The sequence below is a fragment of the Streptococcus sp. VTCC 12905 genome, assembly GCF_049893385.1.
GTDB classification, from domain to species: Bacteria; Bacillota; Bacilli; order Lactobacillales; family Streptococcaceae; genus Streptococcus; species Streptococcus suis_AA.
Genome location: NZ_JBMVJC010000012.1, coordinates 19,863 through 34,929 on the forward strand (window position 1 = coordinate 19,863; position 15,067 = coordinate 34,929).

A 15,067-nucleotide genomic window follows, 5' to 3' on the forward strand; every position below is an offset into this window, starting at 1 on the left:
CTACCTGTGAAAACAGTTGAAAAAGCCAATCAATTTATTTTAGAAGAAAAAGAAACGATTAATCCATTATTCAAACCTAAAGCTCACTTCACACCAGAAATAGGATGGATTAACGACCCAAATGGATTTGTCTTCTTCCGTGGAGAGTACCATTTGTTCTACCAATTCAACCCTTACGAGAGTGTTTGGGGGCCAATGCACTGGGGTCATGCTAAAAGTGATGACTTGGTCAACTGGGAACAACTTCCTGTTGCCCTTGCTCCTGACAAGGACTACGATAAGGATGGCTGTTTCTCTGGTTCAGCCATTGTCAAAGACGATGTTCTCTGGCTCATGTACACAGGTCACATTGTCAATGAAGATGGTACAGTTAGCCAAGTCCAGAACATGGCATTCTCGACAGATGGTATTCACTTTGAAAAAATTGAGAAAAATCCAGTCGCAACTGCAGATGGACTGCCAGAAGAAGTGATCGCAAATGATTTCCGAGATCCGAAGATTTTTGAGAAAGATGGTCATTACTACTCAGTTGTTGCAACTAAGCACCAGGACAATGTTGGCTGTATTGTCTTACTCAGCTCTCCAAACCTGACAGAATGGAAATTTGAGTCTATCTTCTTGAAAGGTGAAGCCAACCAAGGCTTTGTTTGGGAATGTCCCGACTACTTTGAAGTGGATGGTCAAGAGTACCTAATTATCTCCCCAATGCGTTACCAAAAAGATGGAAATGACTTTATCAATATCAATTCCAATATCTTTGTGACAGGGCATGTTGATTGGGATAGGAAAGTCTTTGTGGCAGATTCCTTTAAGGAAATTGACCATGGGCATGATTTCTATGCAGCTCAAACAACAGAAAGCCCTGAAGGTGAGCGCGTGATGGTGGCATGGATGCACACTTGGGGACGTAAGTTGGTCACCAATGATTTTGGACATAAGTGGTACGGGCAGATGACTCTTCCACGCATTCTCAAAAAGAACGAAAATGGATTGCATCAAGTTCTGCCAACAAGTGTTTTGGAAGCTTTCAAAGATATTGAAATCGGACAAAGTATCAAAGGTCCTAGCAAGTTCTTTCTTAAACTGGAAGATAGTTTGGAGTTAAGGCTTGGCTCTGACCAAGATTATCTTCAATTTGGTTATGATAAGGAAAGCCAAGAAGTCTACATCGATCGTGGTCACCTTGATATCCAGCAAACTGGAGAAGAAGAATGGTCAACCATTCGCCGATCAGTTACGGTTGAAGCTGAAGAGTTATTGATTATGATAGATACCAACTGTGTAGAAATTTTTGTCAATAATGGCCAAGAAGTTTTGACCTCAACTTACTATGTTGAAGGTCAGAGAACTTTAAATACTCTATAAATTTGTTTCCCCTAAATTTTTTCACTCCAAGAAAGGTCCTGCTTGCAGGGCCTTTTCTGATGTGAAAAATCTCCTTAATTATGATAAAATAAGGAGATTGAGAAAGTTGAGGTATCTATGCGAAAGACGGGTAAAAAAGGTAAGACAACGAGACGTCCGACAAAGGCGGAGTTGGCTCAACAAGAGCGTGTTAAAAAGATGGTTTTACGTATCATCGGTCTCCTTTTTTTAGCATTTACAGCAAGTCGATTGGGAGTGTTTGGGTTGACCAGTTACAACATTTTTCGCCTACTGTTTGGAAGTTTGGCCTATCTATTGATAGCAGGTGCATTCTTCTACTTCTTGTTTCCAAATAAGATTCGGAATCGTGAAGGAACAATTTCAGGTTTTTGGCTAATCGTTGCAGGACTCTTACTTGAATTTCATGCCTATTTTGACTGGAATTTTAAGGGAAATGATTTATTTAATCAGACACTCAAGTTGGCTCTTCGAGATTTGTCCTCATTCAAAGTGTCAGAGTTCTTTGGAGGAGGTTTAGTTGGAAATCTACTCTATTTGCCAGTGTCATTCCTATTTTCAAATGTAGGCACCTTTTTCATCGGCTTCTTATTGATTGCCTTTGGAATTTTCTTTATGAGTCCATGGTCTGTTTATGATGTAGCGGATGGATTGGTGGTTTTCAAAGATAAATTTTCAGAAAGACAGGAAAAAAGAGCAGAGCTTCGCGCTCAGAAGCGGGTTGAACGAGAAGAAAAACGCCAGCAAGAATTAGCTCGTCTTGAGGAGGAGCGCCTCCGGATTGAACATGAAACAGAAACAAACATCGTAGACACTGTATTTGAAAGGACAGTTGATCTTGAAACAGGAGAGATTCTGGAGGAAGCAGTGGAGGAAACCCCTTTTCAGGTACCGATTATTTCAGAATTTGATCATTTGGAACCAGAGGATGATTTTCCGATCATGCTCGCGGAGGACGACGTTTTAGCTACGCTTGAGAACCAAGAAAGTAAGGTTGAAGAAGTTGAAGATACTGACATTCAAATAGATTTTAAACCCAAGCAACGATTGGCTTACAAATTGCCAACCATTGATTTATTTGCACCTATTAAAGTCAAGGGACAAAGCAATGAAAAGCGAATCGTACGTCAGAATATAAAAGTTTTAGAAGAAACCTTCGCAAGTTTTGGGATCAAAGTAGTTGTTGAACGGGCAGAAATTGGACCTTCTGTAACTCGATATGAGTTGAAACCAGCAGTTGGGGTTCGCGTCAATCGCATTTCTAATTTGGCAGATGATCTGGCTCTTGCCTTAGCAGCTAAAGATGTTCGGATTGAAGCCCCTATTCCCGGGAAGTCTTTAGTCGGTATCGAAGTTCCTAATACAGAAGTGGCAATGGTGCCTTTCCGAGAATTATGGGAACAATCCATGACAGACCCAGCTAAATTGTTAGAAATTCCGCTTGGTAAAGCCGTCAATGGGACGGTGCGTTCGTTTGATTTGACACGGATGCCCCACTTGTTAGTTGCTGGCTCGACAGGATCGGGGAAATCAGTGGCAGTCAATGGAATCATTTCATCTATTTTGATGAAAGCAAGCCCAGACCAAGTGAAGTTCATGATGATTGACCCTAAAATGGTAGAGTTATCGGTTTACAATGATATTCCTCATTTATTAATTCCTGTTGTAACCAATCCACGGAAAGCCGCACGGGCTCTTCAAAAAGTCGTTGACGAAATGGAAAAACGGTACGAACTTTTCAGTCAAGTAGGGGTTAGAAATTTGGAAGGCTACAATGCCAAAGTGGAAGAATTTAACAGCCGTTCTGACGAAAAACAAATTCCATTACCACTTATCGTCGTTATCGTAGATGAATTGGCAGATTTGATGATGGTAGCTAGCAAGGAAGTTGAAGACGCAATTATACGTCTTGGTCAAAAAGCCCGTGCCGCGGGTATTCATATGATTTTAGCAACACAACGTCCTTCAGTAGACGTTATCTCTGGTCTAATTAAGGCAAATGTTCCATCTCGTGTTGCTTTTGCTGTGGCATCAGGTACGGATTCACGGACTATTTTAGGAGAAAATGGAGCAGAAAAATTGCTTGGACGGGGGGACATGCTATTTCACCCGATTGGAGAATCTGCTCCAATGCGTTTACAAGGTTCCTTTATTTCAGACGATGATGTAGAACGTATCGTTCAATTTGTAAAAGAGCAGGCTGACGCAGAATATGATGACACCTTTGATCCTGGGGAAGTCTCTGATGGTGATTCTGATTTCGGAGGAAATGGAGGAACAAACGAAGGGGATCCTCTCTTTAATGAGGCACGGGCTTTAGTGATTGAGACACAAAAAGCCAGTGCATCGATGATTCAACGTCGCCTATCTGTCGGATTTAACCGAGCAACACGACTAATGGAAGAATTAGAGGCTGCTGGTGTCATCGGCCCTGCAGAAGGAACAAAACCAAGAAAGGTATTAGAAACGCAATAATGAAACTTGATACTGTACACCATATTGCTATCATTGGTAGCAATTATGAAAATACAAGGGAATTTTATGTTGAAAAGTTAGGGTTCGAACAACTTGATGAGCACATCCGTCCAGAAAAAAAGGATATTCTTTTTAATGTAAGAAAAGGTAATCTGGTTTTGGAAATTTTCATTAAACCAGATGCCCCAAAGCGACCAGCTATGCCAAATCCAGAGCATACTGGACTCCGTCATCTAGCATTTAAGGTTGAGAATGTAGAAGAGTGTTTAAGCAAGTTTGATATGCTTGGGATTCCGCATGAAAGCGTACGATGGGATGATTTTGACGGAAAAAAGATGGCATTTTTCTTTGATCCAGATGGCCTCCCACTGGAAATCCATGAATAATTTAGTCATTACTTGAAGGAATTTGAGCAAGTTCTAATAAAATTTGAACCATTGATTGGAATAAAAGTAGTTAGTAAACAGCTAATTACTTTTTTTGTCAAATAATTTTATGTTTCAACGTAACAAAAACTAACATAATATGTAAAAGATTTGAAGTATGTTATTTACTGTATAATTTCACAGAATAGATTTTTGAGAAACAGGGGTAAAAGCGAATGTTGTCAAGTGTTAACGAAAACATAATTCGCGATTAGTATAAAAAATAAGTATGTTACAACAGGTGCTAATATATATTACGTATATTAAAAACTGAAAGAAAAGTCAGAAAATTTTATCAAACACTTGCTAGTGAATAAAGATTAGTATATAATCTTAAGCATAACTTAAAAAGTTGTTAAAAAGTTCGTAATCAGGGAGATTATCTTATGAATAAATGGAAAAAACTTGCTACAGCTGGTTTGGCTGTTGCTACGCTTTCTGTATTAGCTGCCTGTGGTAATGGAGGTTCAAAATCTTCATCATCAGACACTTCTACAATCAATTGGTATACACCTACTGAAATTCTTACTTTAGATATTTCAAAAAACACAGATCGCTATTCAGCAATGGCAATCGGTAATGCTGGAAGTAACTTGCTTCGTGTAGATGAAAATGGTAAAAACCAACCTGACTTAGCTGAAAAAGTTGAAGTTTCTGAAGATGGTAAAACATTTACAGCTACTCTTCGTGATGGTATTAAATGGTCTGATGGTAGCGACATCACTGCTGAAGATTTTGTTTATACATGGCGTCGTATGGTAGATCCAGCAACTGCGTCTGAGTATGCATATCTTGTATCGGATGCCCATGTATTAAATGCTGATGAAGTTATTTCTGGTGAAAAACCAGTTGAGGAATTGGGTGTAAAAGCGGATGGAAACAAAGTTATCTTTACCTTGTCTACTCCAGCTCCTCAATTCGAAAGCTTGTTAACTTTCTCTAACTTTGTTCCACAAAAAGAATCATTTGTTAAGGAAGCTGGCGAAGATTACGGTACATCTTCAGATAAGATGTTGTACTCTGGTCCATTCGTTGTAGAAGATTGGAATGGTACAAGCGGTAGCTTTAAACTTGTGAAAAACGAAAATTACTGGGATGCGGAAAATGTAAAAACAGAGACCGTAAACGTTCAAACTGTTAAAAAGCCTGATACTGCGGTTCAGATGTATAAACAAGGTGAGCTTGACTTTGCAAACATTTCTCAAACATCTGCAATCTACAATGCTAATAAAAACAATGAAGATGTCATCGAGATTGCTGAAGCTCGTGCAGACTACTTGGTATACAACGAAACTGGTAGTGTAGAAGCTTTGACAAACGAAAAAATCCGTGAAGCTTTGAACCTTGCAACTGACCGTGAAGGACTTGTAAAAGCCGCAGCTGATACTGGTACAAACCCAGCAACTGCATTTGTACCAAAAGGTTTGGCAACATTGACTGATGGTACAGACTTAAATGAGTTTGTGTCACAACCGTATACATTTGACAAGAAGAAAGCTGCGCAATTGTTCAAAGAAGGTTTGGCTGAGTTAGGTGTTGATAGCTTAACATTGACAATTACAGCAGATTCAGATAACCCAATCAAGAAAGCAGCAACTGACTACATCAAAGAACTTTGGGAAACAACTCTTCCAGGCTTAACTGTTGAAGAAAAATTTGTAACCTTTAAACAACGTTTGGAAGATACAAAAAATCAAAACTTTGAAGTTGCATTCGTAAGCTGGGGCGGTGACTATCCAGAAGGTTCAACATTCTACGGTTTGTTCCAATCTGGTTCAGCTTATAACTACGGTAAAGTAAATAGCCCTGAGTTTGACGCTGCTTATGAAAAAGCTTTGACAACTGATGCTTTGGACAAAGATGCAGGGGCAGCAGACTACAAAGCAGCAGAACAAGTTCTTTACGAGGGTTCACACTACAACCCACTTTACAACTTGTCTAACAAAGGATTGCAAAACCCTAACATCAAAGGTCTAGTTCGTAATTCAACAGGTCTTGATGTGGACTTCACACATGCTTACAAAACTAAATAAGTTGTACGAATGATGAACAAATTTGCAAGGATTGGATCTGCCAATTCTTGCTTTTGCTTTGAGGAATAATATGACTAAATATCTATTGAAAAGGATCGCCATTCTGTTGGTGACACTATGGGTTGTTATTACCCTTTCCTTCTTTCTGATGCAAATTATGCCTGGGACTCCTTACAATAGTCCGAGACTTACTGATGAAATGATTGAAATAATGAATAAACAGTATGGTTTGGACAAGCCACTGTGGCAACAATACCTAAAATATCTGAATGATATTTTACATGGAGATCTTGGTACAAGTTACCAATCTGCTAACCAGTCTGTTTCAAAATTGATTACACAACGCCTAGGAGTATCTGTACATCTTGGTTTTCAAGCTCTTGTTGTTGGTATAAGTGGTGGTTTGTTAATCGGGGCTGTTTCCGCTCGTAACAAAAACAATAAAATTGATGGCTTTTTAAGTGTGGTTTCAACTCTGGGAATTTCAGTACCAGCCTTCATCATTGGTTTGCTTTTGTTGGACTATCTTGGTTTTAAATGGGCACTGTTGCCTCTTTCAGGGTGGGGAACATTTGGACAAACAATCTTGCCAACTTTCGCCCTTGCAATCCCAGTTTTTGCACAGGTTACACGTTTCTTCAGAAGTGAAATGATTGAAACCTTGAACACCGACTATATTCAGTTGGCGCGTGCAAAGGGTATGACAAATCGTCAAGTAACCAAACATCATGCTTACCGTAATTCAATGATTCCTGTTCTGACCTTGGTTGGACCAATGGCAGCTAATATTTTGACGGGTTCAGCTTTGATTGAACAGATTTTTTCTATTCCAGGGATAGGTCAACAGTTTGTAACGTCAATTCCTACAAAAGACTATCCAGTGATTATGGGGACTACAATTGTCTATGCAATGATGCTCATGATTGCTATTTTGATTACGGACATTATCATTAGCATTGTGGATCCACGTGTCAGACTGGGATAAGGAGTGAATAATGACAGAACAAAGAAAAACATTTACTTTGGTTGGTGCTGGTAGCTCAGACTCCCAGGAAAAAATTGAAAAACCAGCCTTGTCTTTTATGCAAGATGCATGGAGACGATTAAAGAAAAATAAACTGGCAGTTGTTTCGTTGTGGTTTATTGGATTCTTACTTGTATTTGCAATTGGTTCCACATTTGTAGTTTCAACAAAATCGGCTAATAAGTTTAATAGTGAGCAAGTAGAAATTTACCGTAACCTGCCACCAAAAATTAGTGATAACTTACCATTCTGGAATGGCTCAATTGTTTATTCAGGAAATACTGAAGCAAATGATGCCTATGCAGATCAGAGTGTGCCTGAGGGTGTTAAGTTTATTTTAGGTACGGACAACCTAGGACGAAGCATTGCCAAACGGGTGACTGTTGGTATTCGTATTTCCCTCTTAATTGCAGTGATTGCTACCTTGATTGACTTGATTATTGGTGTGACGTATGGTTTGATATCCGGATTTTTAGGGGGTAAAGTAGATACCATCATGCAACGTATTATTGAGGTCATTTCTTCTATTCCAAACTTAGTTATCGTTACGATGCTTGGTTTGTTATTGGGAAACGGTGTAACATCCATTATTATTTCAATTGCTATCGTTGGTTGGACATCAATGGCTCGTCAGGTGCGAAACCTAACCCTATCCTACAAGGAGCGTGACTTTGTACTTGCCTCTCGTGCGTTAGGTGAGAGCAACCTGAAAATTGCTTTTAAACATGTTTTACCAAATATTTCAGGTATTATTATTGTCCAAATTATGATGACTGTACCTAGTGCAATCATGTATGAATCTGTATTGTCAGCCATCAACTTAGGTGTTAAACCACCAACTGCATCACTTGGCTCATTAATTACAGACGCTCAAGAAAACTTACAATATTATCCTTATCAAGTAATGATTCCTGCGGCTGCTTTAGTACTGATTTCGCTTGCGTTTATCTTATTGGGTGATGGCTTACGCGATGCATTTGATCCGAAATCAAGCGCTGATTAGGAATGGAGGATGTGATGAATAAAGAAACGATTTTACAAGTTGAAAATTTAAATGTTACCTTTCATACCTATGCAGGTGAAGTCAAGGCGATTCGTGATGTCAGTTTTACTTTAAATAAAGGAGAGACTCTGGCTATTGTTGGAGAGTCAGGTTCAGGGAAATCAGTAACAACACGTACGCTAATGGGCTTAAATGCAAAAAATGCACATTTGTCAGGTAAGATTCATTTTAAAGATAAAGACTTGAGTGAGTTGTCAGAGAGTGAGTGGGTAAAAGTTCGTGGAAATGAAATTGCCATGATTTTCCAAGATCCAATGACAAGTTTGGATCCAACAATGACCATTGGAATGCAAATTGCTGAGCCAATTATGTTGCACGAAAAAGTATCGAAATCTGAGGCTTTGAAACGTGCTTTGGAGCTCATGAAGAAGGTTGGTATTCCAAATGCTGAAGAGCACATTAAAGACTATCCACATCAGTGGTCAGGTGGGATGCGTCAACGTGCAGTCATTGCGATTGCACTTGCAGCGAATCCAGAAATTCTAATTGCGGATGAACCAACAACTGCCTTAGACGTGACGATTCAAGCGCAAATTTTAAATTTGATGAAAGAAATACAGTCTCAAACACAGTCTTCTATTATCTTTATTACCCATGATTTGGGTGTGGTAGCTGGTATGGCAGACCGTGTAGCAGTTATGTATGCAGGGAAGATAGTGGAAGTTGGAACGGTTGAGGAAGTATTTTATAATCCGCAACATCCTTACACATGGGGATTATTAAACTCTATGCCGACAACAGAGACTGCTTCTGGAAGTTTGGAATCCATTCCTGGAACTCCCCCAGATTTGTTGAATCCTCCTGTTGGAGATGCTTTTGCAGCCAGAAATGCATATGCTCTCGATATTGATTTTGAAGAGCAACCGCCAATGTTCCAAATTTCAGATAGCCATTATGCAGCAACATGGTTGTTAGATGAGCGAGCTCCTGAAATTACACCACCGTTAGCAATCTTGAAACGTTGGGAAAAATGGAATAGTAAGAAGGAGAAACAATGAGCGAAAGTAGAAAAAAACTCGTTGAACTAAAAAATGTTTCATTGACTTTTAATGCAGGTAAGAAAAACGAAGTTAAAGCCATTGACAATGTTTCCTTTGACATTTATGAAGGAGAGGTCTTTGGTCTCGTTGGTGAATCTGGGTCAGGAAAGACAACAGTTGGCCGTACCATTCTAAAGTTGTATGACTATAATGCTGGCGATATTCTCTTTGATGGCCAGTCTATTTCAAAGCTTTCTGGAAAAGATTTGAAAGAATTTCGAAAAGATGCACAAATGATTTTCCAAGATCCTCAAGCTAGTTTGAATGGTCGTATGAAAATCAGAGATATTGTTGCAGAAGGTTTGGACATTCACGGCTTGACTCCTTCAAAAGAAGAACGGGATGAGCGTGTTCAACATTTATTGGATTTAGTCGGTTTAAATAAGGATCATTTAACACGTTATCCGCATGAGTTTTCAGGTGGACAACGACAACGGATTGGTATTGCACGTGCCTTAGCAGTTCGTCCAAAATTCATTATCGCTGACGAACCAATCTCAGCTTTAGATGTTTCCATTCAAGCACAAGTTGTTAATTTGATGCAAAAATTGCAGAGAGAACAAGGTCTAACCTACCTCTTTGTTGCACACGATTTGTCAATGGTTAAGTACATCTCTGACCGTATTGGTGTTATGCACTGGGGTAAAATGTTGGAAATTGGAACGTCGGATGCTGTTTACAATGATCCAATTCATCCGTACACGAAGAGTTTGCTTTCTGCTATCCCTGAACCGGATCCAGAATTTGAAAAAGGTCGTGTCCATATGGAATACGATCCAAGTGCTGAATTAGATGGTCAAGAACGTCAGATGCATGAGATTACGCCTGGTCACTTTGTATTGGCTACAGAAGAAGAGGCTGCGGCATACCGCGCTGAACGAAACAAATAAGAAATAAAAAAACCTGAAAATTTCAGGTTTTTTTGTATGTGATAAGTTTCGAACTTAGTTTTTTAAAGTTAGGACAGCAATCACCAAGGCCAAATACATCAGGAATGTCAAGATAAAGCCAGCTCTCCAAAATACTTTGAAAAATCGTTTGTAGTTAAACTGTCTTTTTTGAAGCAAGAAGAAGAGACAAAGACCGATGGCAAGTACTGACAGTGAGAAGGTCAGATGAGGTATTAAGCTACTATAGTAAGCCTTGTCAGAAATAAGATAAAACTCAAAGGCAAATAATGGAAAAGCAATATCCGCAAAATTCCATCCTCTTTTTTGCAATTTAAAAAAATTGACAACAATAATGGAAAGTGCCAAAGTCAGAAAAAGAAATAATATTGCCGCAATCTTTAAAAAAATCATTGATTCAAACATAAGTCTATTCTATAAAAAATGTGAACAAAAGTAAACCTAAAGCTTGCATTTCTTTGAAAATCGTGTATAATGAAAAGGTATGTGTAAAACACATATTTGTGGGAGGTAAAAATCTGTAATTACCGCCAAAACCACAATAGGAGGATTTTATATCATGGCTAAAAAAGTCGAAAAACTTGTAAAACTTCAAATTCCTGCAGGTAAAGCTACTCCAGCTCCACCAGTCGGACCAGCACTTGGTCAAGCAGGTATCAATATCATGGGATTCACTAAAGAGTTCAACGCTCGTACAGCTGACCAAGCTGGTATGATCATCCCAGTCGTTATCTCTGTGTATGAAGATAAATCATTCACTTTCATCACTAAAACACCACCAGCTGCTGTTCTGTTGAAAAAAGCTGCAGGTGTTGAAAAAGGTTCAGGTACACCAAACAAAACTAAAGTTGCAACAGTTACTCGTGCACAAGTACAAGAAATTGCTGAAACTAAAATGCCTGACTTGAACGCTGCATCTGTAGAAGCTGCAATGCGTATGATCGAAGGTACTGCTCGTTCTATGGGATTCACTGTTACTGACTAAGTAGCACCCAAGTTTATCTGATTACAAGGAGACATATAATATGGCTAAAAAAAGCAAAAACTTGCGTGCTGCTCTTGAGAAAATCGACAGCACAAAACTGTACAGCGTAGAAGAAGCTGTTGCTCTTGCAAAAGAAACTAACTTCGCTAAATTTGATGCGTCTGTTGAAGTTGCTTACAACTTGAACATCGACGTTCGTAAAGCTGATCAACAAATCCGTGGTGCAATGGTATTGCCAAATGGTACTGGTAAAACTTCACGTGTTCTTGTTTTCGCACGTGGTGCAAAAGCAGAAGAAGCAAAAGCTGCTGGTGCAGACTTTGTTGGTGAAGATGACCTTGTTGCTAAAATCAACGGTGGTTGGTTGGACTTCGACGTCGTTATCGCAACTCCAGATATGATGGCTGTTGTTGGACGTCTTGGTCGCGTACTTGGTCCACGTAACTTGATGCCAAACCCTAAAACTGGTACAGTAACAATGGATGTTGCTAAAGCAGTTGAAGAGTCTAAAGGTGGTAAAATCACTTACCGTGCTGACAAAGCAGGTATCGTACATGCTCTTATCGGTAAAGTATCATTTGACGCTGACAAACTCGTTGAAAACTTCAAAGCATTCCACGATGTAATGGCTAAAGCTAAACCAGCTACAGCTAAAGGTACTTACATGACTTCAGTAACAATCACAACAACACAAGGTGTTGGTATCAAAGTTGATCCTAACTCACTTTAATCAATAAGAAGATTGTCTTAGGGCAATCTTTTTTTCTTGAGATTTTCTTGACAAGCAATTGATTTCGATTTATACTATATTCAATTTACATAAAGGAGTCATCCAATGAAAATAGCGGAAAAAAGATGAGTTTTATAACTACCTTTCTGCGGCCTACAATCTTTCACAAGGGGTATTTTCGAAAGACTTGCGTGAAAAAATGTTGGAGGTTGTAGGTCAGTTGGATAAGGAGGTGAACCTCTATATCCTTGCTGGGTATCTCAGTCGTTTTGTTAACGCAGAGATAACTGCTCTGACTTGTCGAGCACCTAAGGAATTGGTTCAGTTAGCTCGCTATCTTCAAGAACTTCAAAATCACTATCGTTATGCAAGCATCATTCCAGGTAAGATAGAATAGGGGAAAACATGACAGAATATATAAAACCACTCGTATGGAAGTGGGAAGATGAAAATGACAACCGTTCCGGCAATCGCCCCACAGCAGGTAGTCGCTTTGAACAAAAACTACCAAAAGGAGAAAAACCTTTCCAAGTTTATTCACTGGGAACGCCAAATGGTATTAAAGTAGCTATCATGTTGGAAGAACTGAGGGAATTTGGTGTTTCGGATGCAGATTATGACCTGTTTCTCATTAATATCGGTCAAGGAGACCAATTTGGCTCCGATTTTGTTGCTATCAACCCCAATTCCAAAATTCCAGCCATGGTAGATTATTCTGAAAAAGAACCCGTTCGCGTCTTTGAATCAGCAAATATTCTTCTCTATTTAGCAGAAAAATTTGATGTTCTCTTACCGAAAGAATGGGCTGAACGGACTGAAGTCCTTAACTGGCTCTTCTGGCAAACTGGCGCAGCTCCATTTGTTGGTGGAGGGTTTGGACATTTCTTCCATTATGCTCCGACCGCGCAAGAATATCCGATTAATCGCTATACAATGGAGACCAAGCGTCAGCTGGATTTGTTAGATCAGTTATTAGCGACTAGAGAATATGTGGCAGGTAACACTTATACTATTGCTGATATCGCTATTTGGTCTTGGTATGGTCGCTTGGTGCAAGGAGAACTATATCCAGGTTCAGCAGAATTTTTAGATGTTGCTTCTTATACGCATCTAAAAGCCTGGGTAGAGAAGATTGCTCAGCGTCCTGCTGTACAACGAGGGTTGACAGTGAAGTATCAGTCCATTGATCATTAAACCACTCACCCCACCCATTGGGTGGGTTTTTCTTTTACTTTGGTATCATAAAAGTTTATAATGAAAGGGTTAGACTCTCTTGAATTTTAAAGAAAAGCAGTGGTTAATGTGGATTTTTGAGAGAATTAAATTGATACTCATATGGAAAGATTAGTGAATATGTCTGAAAAAGTTGAAATACAGCAGTCAAAAGAACAGGCTACAATGGCTAAAGGGTTAGCTTGGTTGACTGCAGGTAATATTCTAAGTCGCTTACTGGGGGTAGCTTATGTAATTCCTTGGTATATTTGGCTAGGAGAATACCGAGCAGAAGCAAATGCTCTTTTTAGTATGGGTTATCAAATTTATGCAAATTTTTTATTGATTTCAACAGTAGGTTTACCTGTAGCGATTGCTAAGCAAGTTGCAAAATACAATGTTCTTGGTAAGGAAGATGTTTCTCTCTATCTGGTAAGAGAGTTCTTCAAAATTATGCTGATCTTTGGGGCGGTATTTGCTGGGATCATGTATATCAGTTCACCGTGGTTAGCAGAAGCATCTGGCTCAAGGGAAAAATTGATTCCGGTCATGTATAGTCTCGTACCGCCCTTATTTATTTTCCCGGCTATGAGCATTCTTCGTGGTTTTTTCCAAGGTCGTCATGATATGAAGCCCTATGCGATTAGTCAGCTCGCAGAACAGTTGGTCCGTGTTATTTGGATTTTAGCAGCGACCTTTATTATCATGAAATTAGGCAATGGGAATTACCTTGATGCGGTTGTCCAATCTACTTTTGCTGCCTTCGTTGGTATGATTGCCAGTGTTGCAGTATTAGTCTATGCTTTATGGAAACAAGGTTACTTGGGAAGATTGATTCATGCGAAAAAGCAGAAAATCTCTATCCATACTGGTCAGTTAATCAGAGAAACTGTAAAGGATGCTATTCCGATTATTATTTTAGGTTTAACCATTCAATTGTTGCAATTTATTGATCAGGTTACCTTTATTAATGTGATGGAGCGGATTACAACCTATTCGAATTCAGAATTATTGGAACTGTATTCTTATTTGGCCGCAAATCCGAACAAAATTACTATGATGATTATTGGTATTTCCCAGAGTTTAGGAAGCGTGGCAATTCCATTGATAACAGAAAAATTTGTTCAAAAGAATTTGAAAGCCGCTTCGCATTTAGTTGCTGATAACTTACAACTTCTTTTCATTTTTACAATCCCAGCTATTGTTGGTACTGTTCTATTAGCTCGTCCTTTGTATACGGTATTCTATGGTCCATCAGAAGAAATTGCTATTACCTTGTTTATTTGGAATCTTTTTATGATTCTTCCTTTGGGCTTGTATTCAGTCATTAGCGTTGTTATTCAATCAATCTTTGAAAACAGACATGGAATTTATTATTTCTTGATTGGTATGCTAGTGAAAATTGTTTTACAAGTACCAATGATGTATCTTTTCAAAGTTTATGGTAGCTTTATTTCAACAATTTTTGGTTTAGGTATTATGCTGTATCTCTTTTATAAACGAATTGATAAGATACTAGATATTGATGAACAATTAGTAGTGAAGGATATTGTGACAATTAGTTGGATTTCCGCGGTGATGGGCTTGATTGTCTGGGCTATCGAGTTCCTTCTAGATATCGTTCTTCCAGCAAATGGATATGTTTCTAGCTTTATCCATTTAGTGATTGCTGGTGGTGCTGGTATTATTATTTTCGGTCTACTGACATTAAAGACGCGTCAGTTAGACCGCCTAATCGGTGGTAGAGCACAACCTTTACGTAGAAAGTTACGGCTGGGATAGGGTCTTC

General features: G+C 39.0%; 14 protein-coding genes. 13 read left to right on the forward strand and 1 reads right to left on the reverse strand.

Translation table 11 applies throughout. From position 1 onward, the window contains the following. The first annotated feature begins 6 nt into the window (after nt 1–6). The 8 genes from ACPC58_RS05700 to ACPC58_RS05735 all read left to right on the forward strand — a co-directional run bounded on the left by ACPC58_RS05700 (nt 7) and on the right by ACPC58_RS05735 (nt 10,333). Nucleotides 7–1,365 carry a glycoside hydrolase family 32 protein gene (locus ACPC58_RS05700; protein ID WP_217374091.1) on the forward strand — a complete coding sequence of 453 codons (1,359 nt, stop codon included), beginning with the start codon at nt 7–9 and terminating at the stop codon, nt 1,363–1,365. A gap of 117 nt (nt 1,366–1,482) precedes the next feature. Continuing rightward, the gene (locus ACPC58_RS05705; RefSeq protein ID WP_434065504.1) at nt 1,483–3,858 is read left to right on the forward strand and encodes a DNA translocase FtsK; all 2,376 of its coding nucleotides are present in this window, start codon (nt 1,483–1,485) and stop codon (nt 3,856–3,858) included. Further along, nucleotides 3,858–4,244 (forward strand): SMU1112c/YaeR family gloxylase I-like metalloprotein, encoded by a 387-nt coding sequence (gene gloA2, locus ACPC58_RS05710; protein WP_217374089.1) that lies wholly within the window; start codon nt 3,858–3,860, stop codon nt 4,242–4,244. The genes ACPC58_RS05705 and gloA2 overlap by 1 nt, the downstream gene beginning before the upstream one ends. A 425-nt stretch (nt 4,245–4,669) precedes the next feature. After that, a complete protein-coding gene (locus tag ACPC58_RS05715; protein ID WP_277837646.1) occupies nt 4,670–6,316 on the forward strand; it encodes a peptide ABC transporter substrate-binding protein in 1,647 nt (548 codons plus the stop codon). A gap of 70 nt (nt 6,317–6,386) precedes the next feature. After that, entirely contained in the window at nt 6,387–7,301 is a 915-nt protein-coding gene (locus ACPC58_RS05720) for an ABC transporter permease (protein ID WP_217374087.1), read from the forward strand. Nucleotides 7,302–7,311: 10 nt separating this feature from the next. After that, complete coding sequence (locus ACPC58_RS05725; protein WP_217374086.1) at nt 7,312–8,343, forward strand: ABC transporter permease; 1,032 nt, start codon at nt 7,312–7,314, stop codon at nt 8,341–8,343. A 14-nt stretch (nt 8,344–8,357) separates the two neighbouring features. After that, the gene (locus tag ACPC58_RS05730; RefSeq protein WP_171989134.1) at nt 8,358–9,401 is read left to right on the forward strand and encodes an ABC transporter ATP-binding protein; all 1,044 of its coding nucleotides are present in this window, start codon (nt 8,358–8,360) and stop codon (nt 9,399–9,401) included. After that, nucleotides 9,398–10,333 (forward strand): ABC transporter ATP-binding protein, encoded by a 936-nt coding sequence (locus ACPC58_RS05735; protein WP_274504176.1) that lies wholly within the window; start codon nt 9,398–9,400, stop codon nt 10,331–10,333. The genes ACPC58_RS05730 and ACPC58_RS05735 overlap by 4 nt, the downstream gene beginning before the upstream one ends. A gap of 54 nt (nt 10,334–10,387) precedes the next feature. On the opposite strand, the gene ACPC58_RS05740 is transcribed toward ACPC58_RS05735, so the two are convergent. Beyond that, entirely contained in the window at nt 10,388–10,756 is a 369-nt protein-coding gene (locus ACPC58_RS05740; protein WP_239604110.1) for a DUF3397 domain-containing protein, read from the reverse strand. Nucleotides 10,757–10,910: 154 nt separating this feature from the next. Between ACPC58_RS05740 and rplK the strand changes: the two genes are divergently transcribed. From rplK to ACPC58_RS05765, 5 genes are all read left to right on the forward strand, one after another. After that, nucleotides 10,911–11,336, forward strand: coding sequence for a 50S ribosomal protein L11 (rplK, locus tag ACPC58_RS05745; RefSeq protein ID WP_024382554.1), 426 nt, complete (start codon nt 10,911–10,913; stop codon nt 11,334–11,336). Between the two features lie 40 nt (nt 11,337–11,376). Next, nucleotides 11,377–12,066 (forward strand): 50S ribosomal protein L1, encoded by a 690-nt coding sequence (rplA, locus tag ACPC58_RS05750; protein WP_217374084.1) that lies wholly within the window; start codon nt 11,377–11,379, stop codon nt 12,064–12,066. Nucleotides 12,067–12,265: 199 nt separating this feature from the next. Next, on the forward strand, nt 12,266–12,463 hold the full coding sequence (locus tag ACPC58_RS05755) for a hypothetical protein (protein WP_434065505.1): 198 nt from the start codon (nt 12,266–12,268) through the stop codon (nt 12,461–12,463). An 8-nt stretch (nt 12,464–12,471) separates the two neighbouring features. After that, complete coding sequence (gene yghU / locus ACPC58_RS05760; RefSeq protein WP_312251825.1) at nt 12,472–13,260, forward strand: glutathione-dependent disulfide-bond oxidoreductase; 789 nt, start codon at nt 12,472–12,474, stop codon at nt 13,258–13,260. Nucleotides 13,261–13,419: 159 nt separating this feature from the next. Beyond that, nucleotides 13,420–15,060: a putative polysaccharide biosynthesis protein gene (locus ACPC58_RS05765; protein ID WP_434065520.1), complete on the forward strand. Its 1,641-nt coding sequence runs from the start codon at nt 13,420–13,422 to the stop codon at nt 15,058–15,060. Nucleotides 15,061–15,067 lie beyond the last annotated feature (7 nt).

What these genes read in the sequence shown, in the direction of transcription:
- ACPC58_RS05720 (WP_217374087.1), top strand. Translation starts at nt 6,387, where the DNA reads ATGACTAAATATCTATTGAAAAGGATCGCCATTCTGTTGGTGACACTA.
- ACPC58_RS05715 (WP_277837646.1), top strand. Translation starts at nt 4,670, where the DNA reads ATGAATAAATGGAAAAAACTTGCTACAGCTGGTTTGGCTGTTGCTACG.
- ACPC58_RS05755 (WP_434065505.1), top strand. Translation starts at nt 12,266, where the DNA reads ATGTTGGAGGTTGTAGGTCAGTTGGATAAGGAGGTGAACCTCTATATC.
- gloA2 (WP_217374089.1), top strand. Translation starts at nt 3,858, where the DNA reads ATGAAACTTGATACTGTACACCATATTGCTATCATTGGTAGCAATTAT.
- ACPC58_RS05735 (WP_274504176.1), top strand. Translation starts at nt 9,398, where the DNA reads ATGAGCGAAAGTAGAAAAAAACTCGTTGAACTAAAAAATGTTTCATTG.
- rplK (WP_024382554.1), top strand. Translation starts at nt 10,911, where the DNA reads ATGGCTAAAAAAGTCGAAAAACTTGTAAAACTTCAAATTCCTGCAGGT.
- ACPC58_RS05740 (WP_239604110.1), bottom strand. Translation starts at nt 10,756, where the DNA reads ATGTTTGAATCAATGATTTTTTTAAAGATTGCGGCAATATTATTTCTT.
- ACPC58_RS05730 (WP_171989134.1), top strand. Translation starts at nt 8,358, where the DNA reads ATGAATAAAGAAACGATTTTACAAGTTGAAAATTTAAATGTTACCTTT.
- ACPC58_RS05765 (WP_434065520.1), top strand. Translation starts at nt 13,420, where the DNA reads ATGTCTGAAAAAGTTGAAATACAGCAGTCAAAAGAACAGGCTACAATG.
- rplA (WP_217374084.1), top strand. Translation starts at nt 11,377, where the DNA reads ATGGCTAAAAAAAGCAAAAACTTGCGTGCTGCTCTTGAGAAAATCGAC.
- yghU (WP_312251825.1), top strand. Translation starts at nt 12,472, where the DNA reads ATGACAGAATATATAAAACCACTCGTATGGAAGTGGGAAGATGAAAAT.
- ACPC58_RS05725 (WP_217374086.1), top strand. Translation starts at nt 7,312, where the DNA reads ATGACAGAACAAAGAAAAACATTTACTTTGGTTGGTGCTGGTAGCTCA.
- ACPC58_RS05705 (WP_434065504.1), top strand. Translation starts at nt 1,483, where the DNA reads ATGCGAAAGACGGGTAAAAAAGGTAAGACAACGAGACGTCCGACAAAG.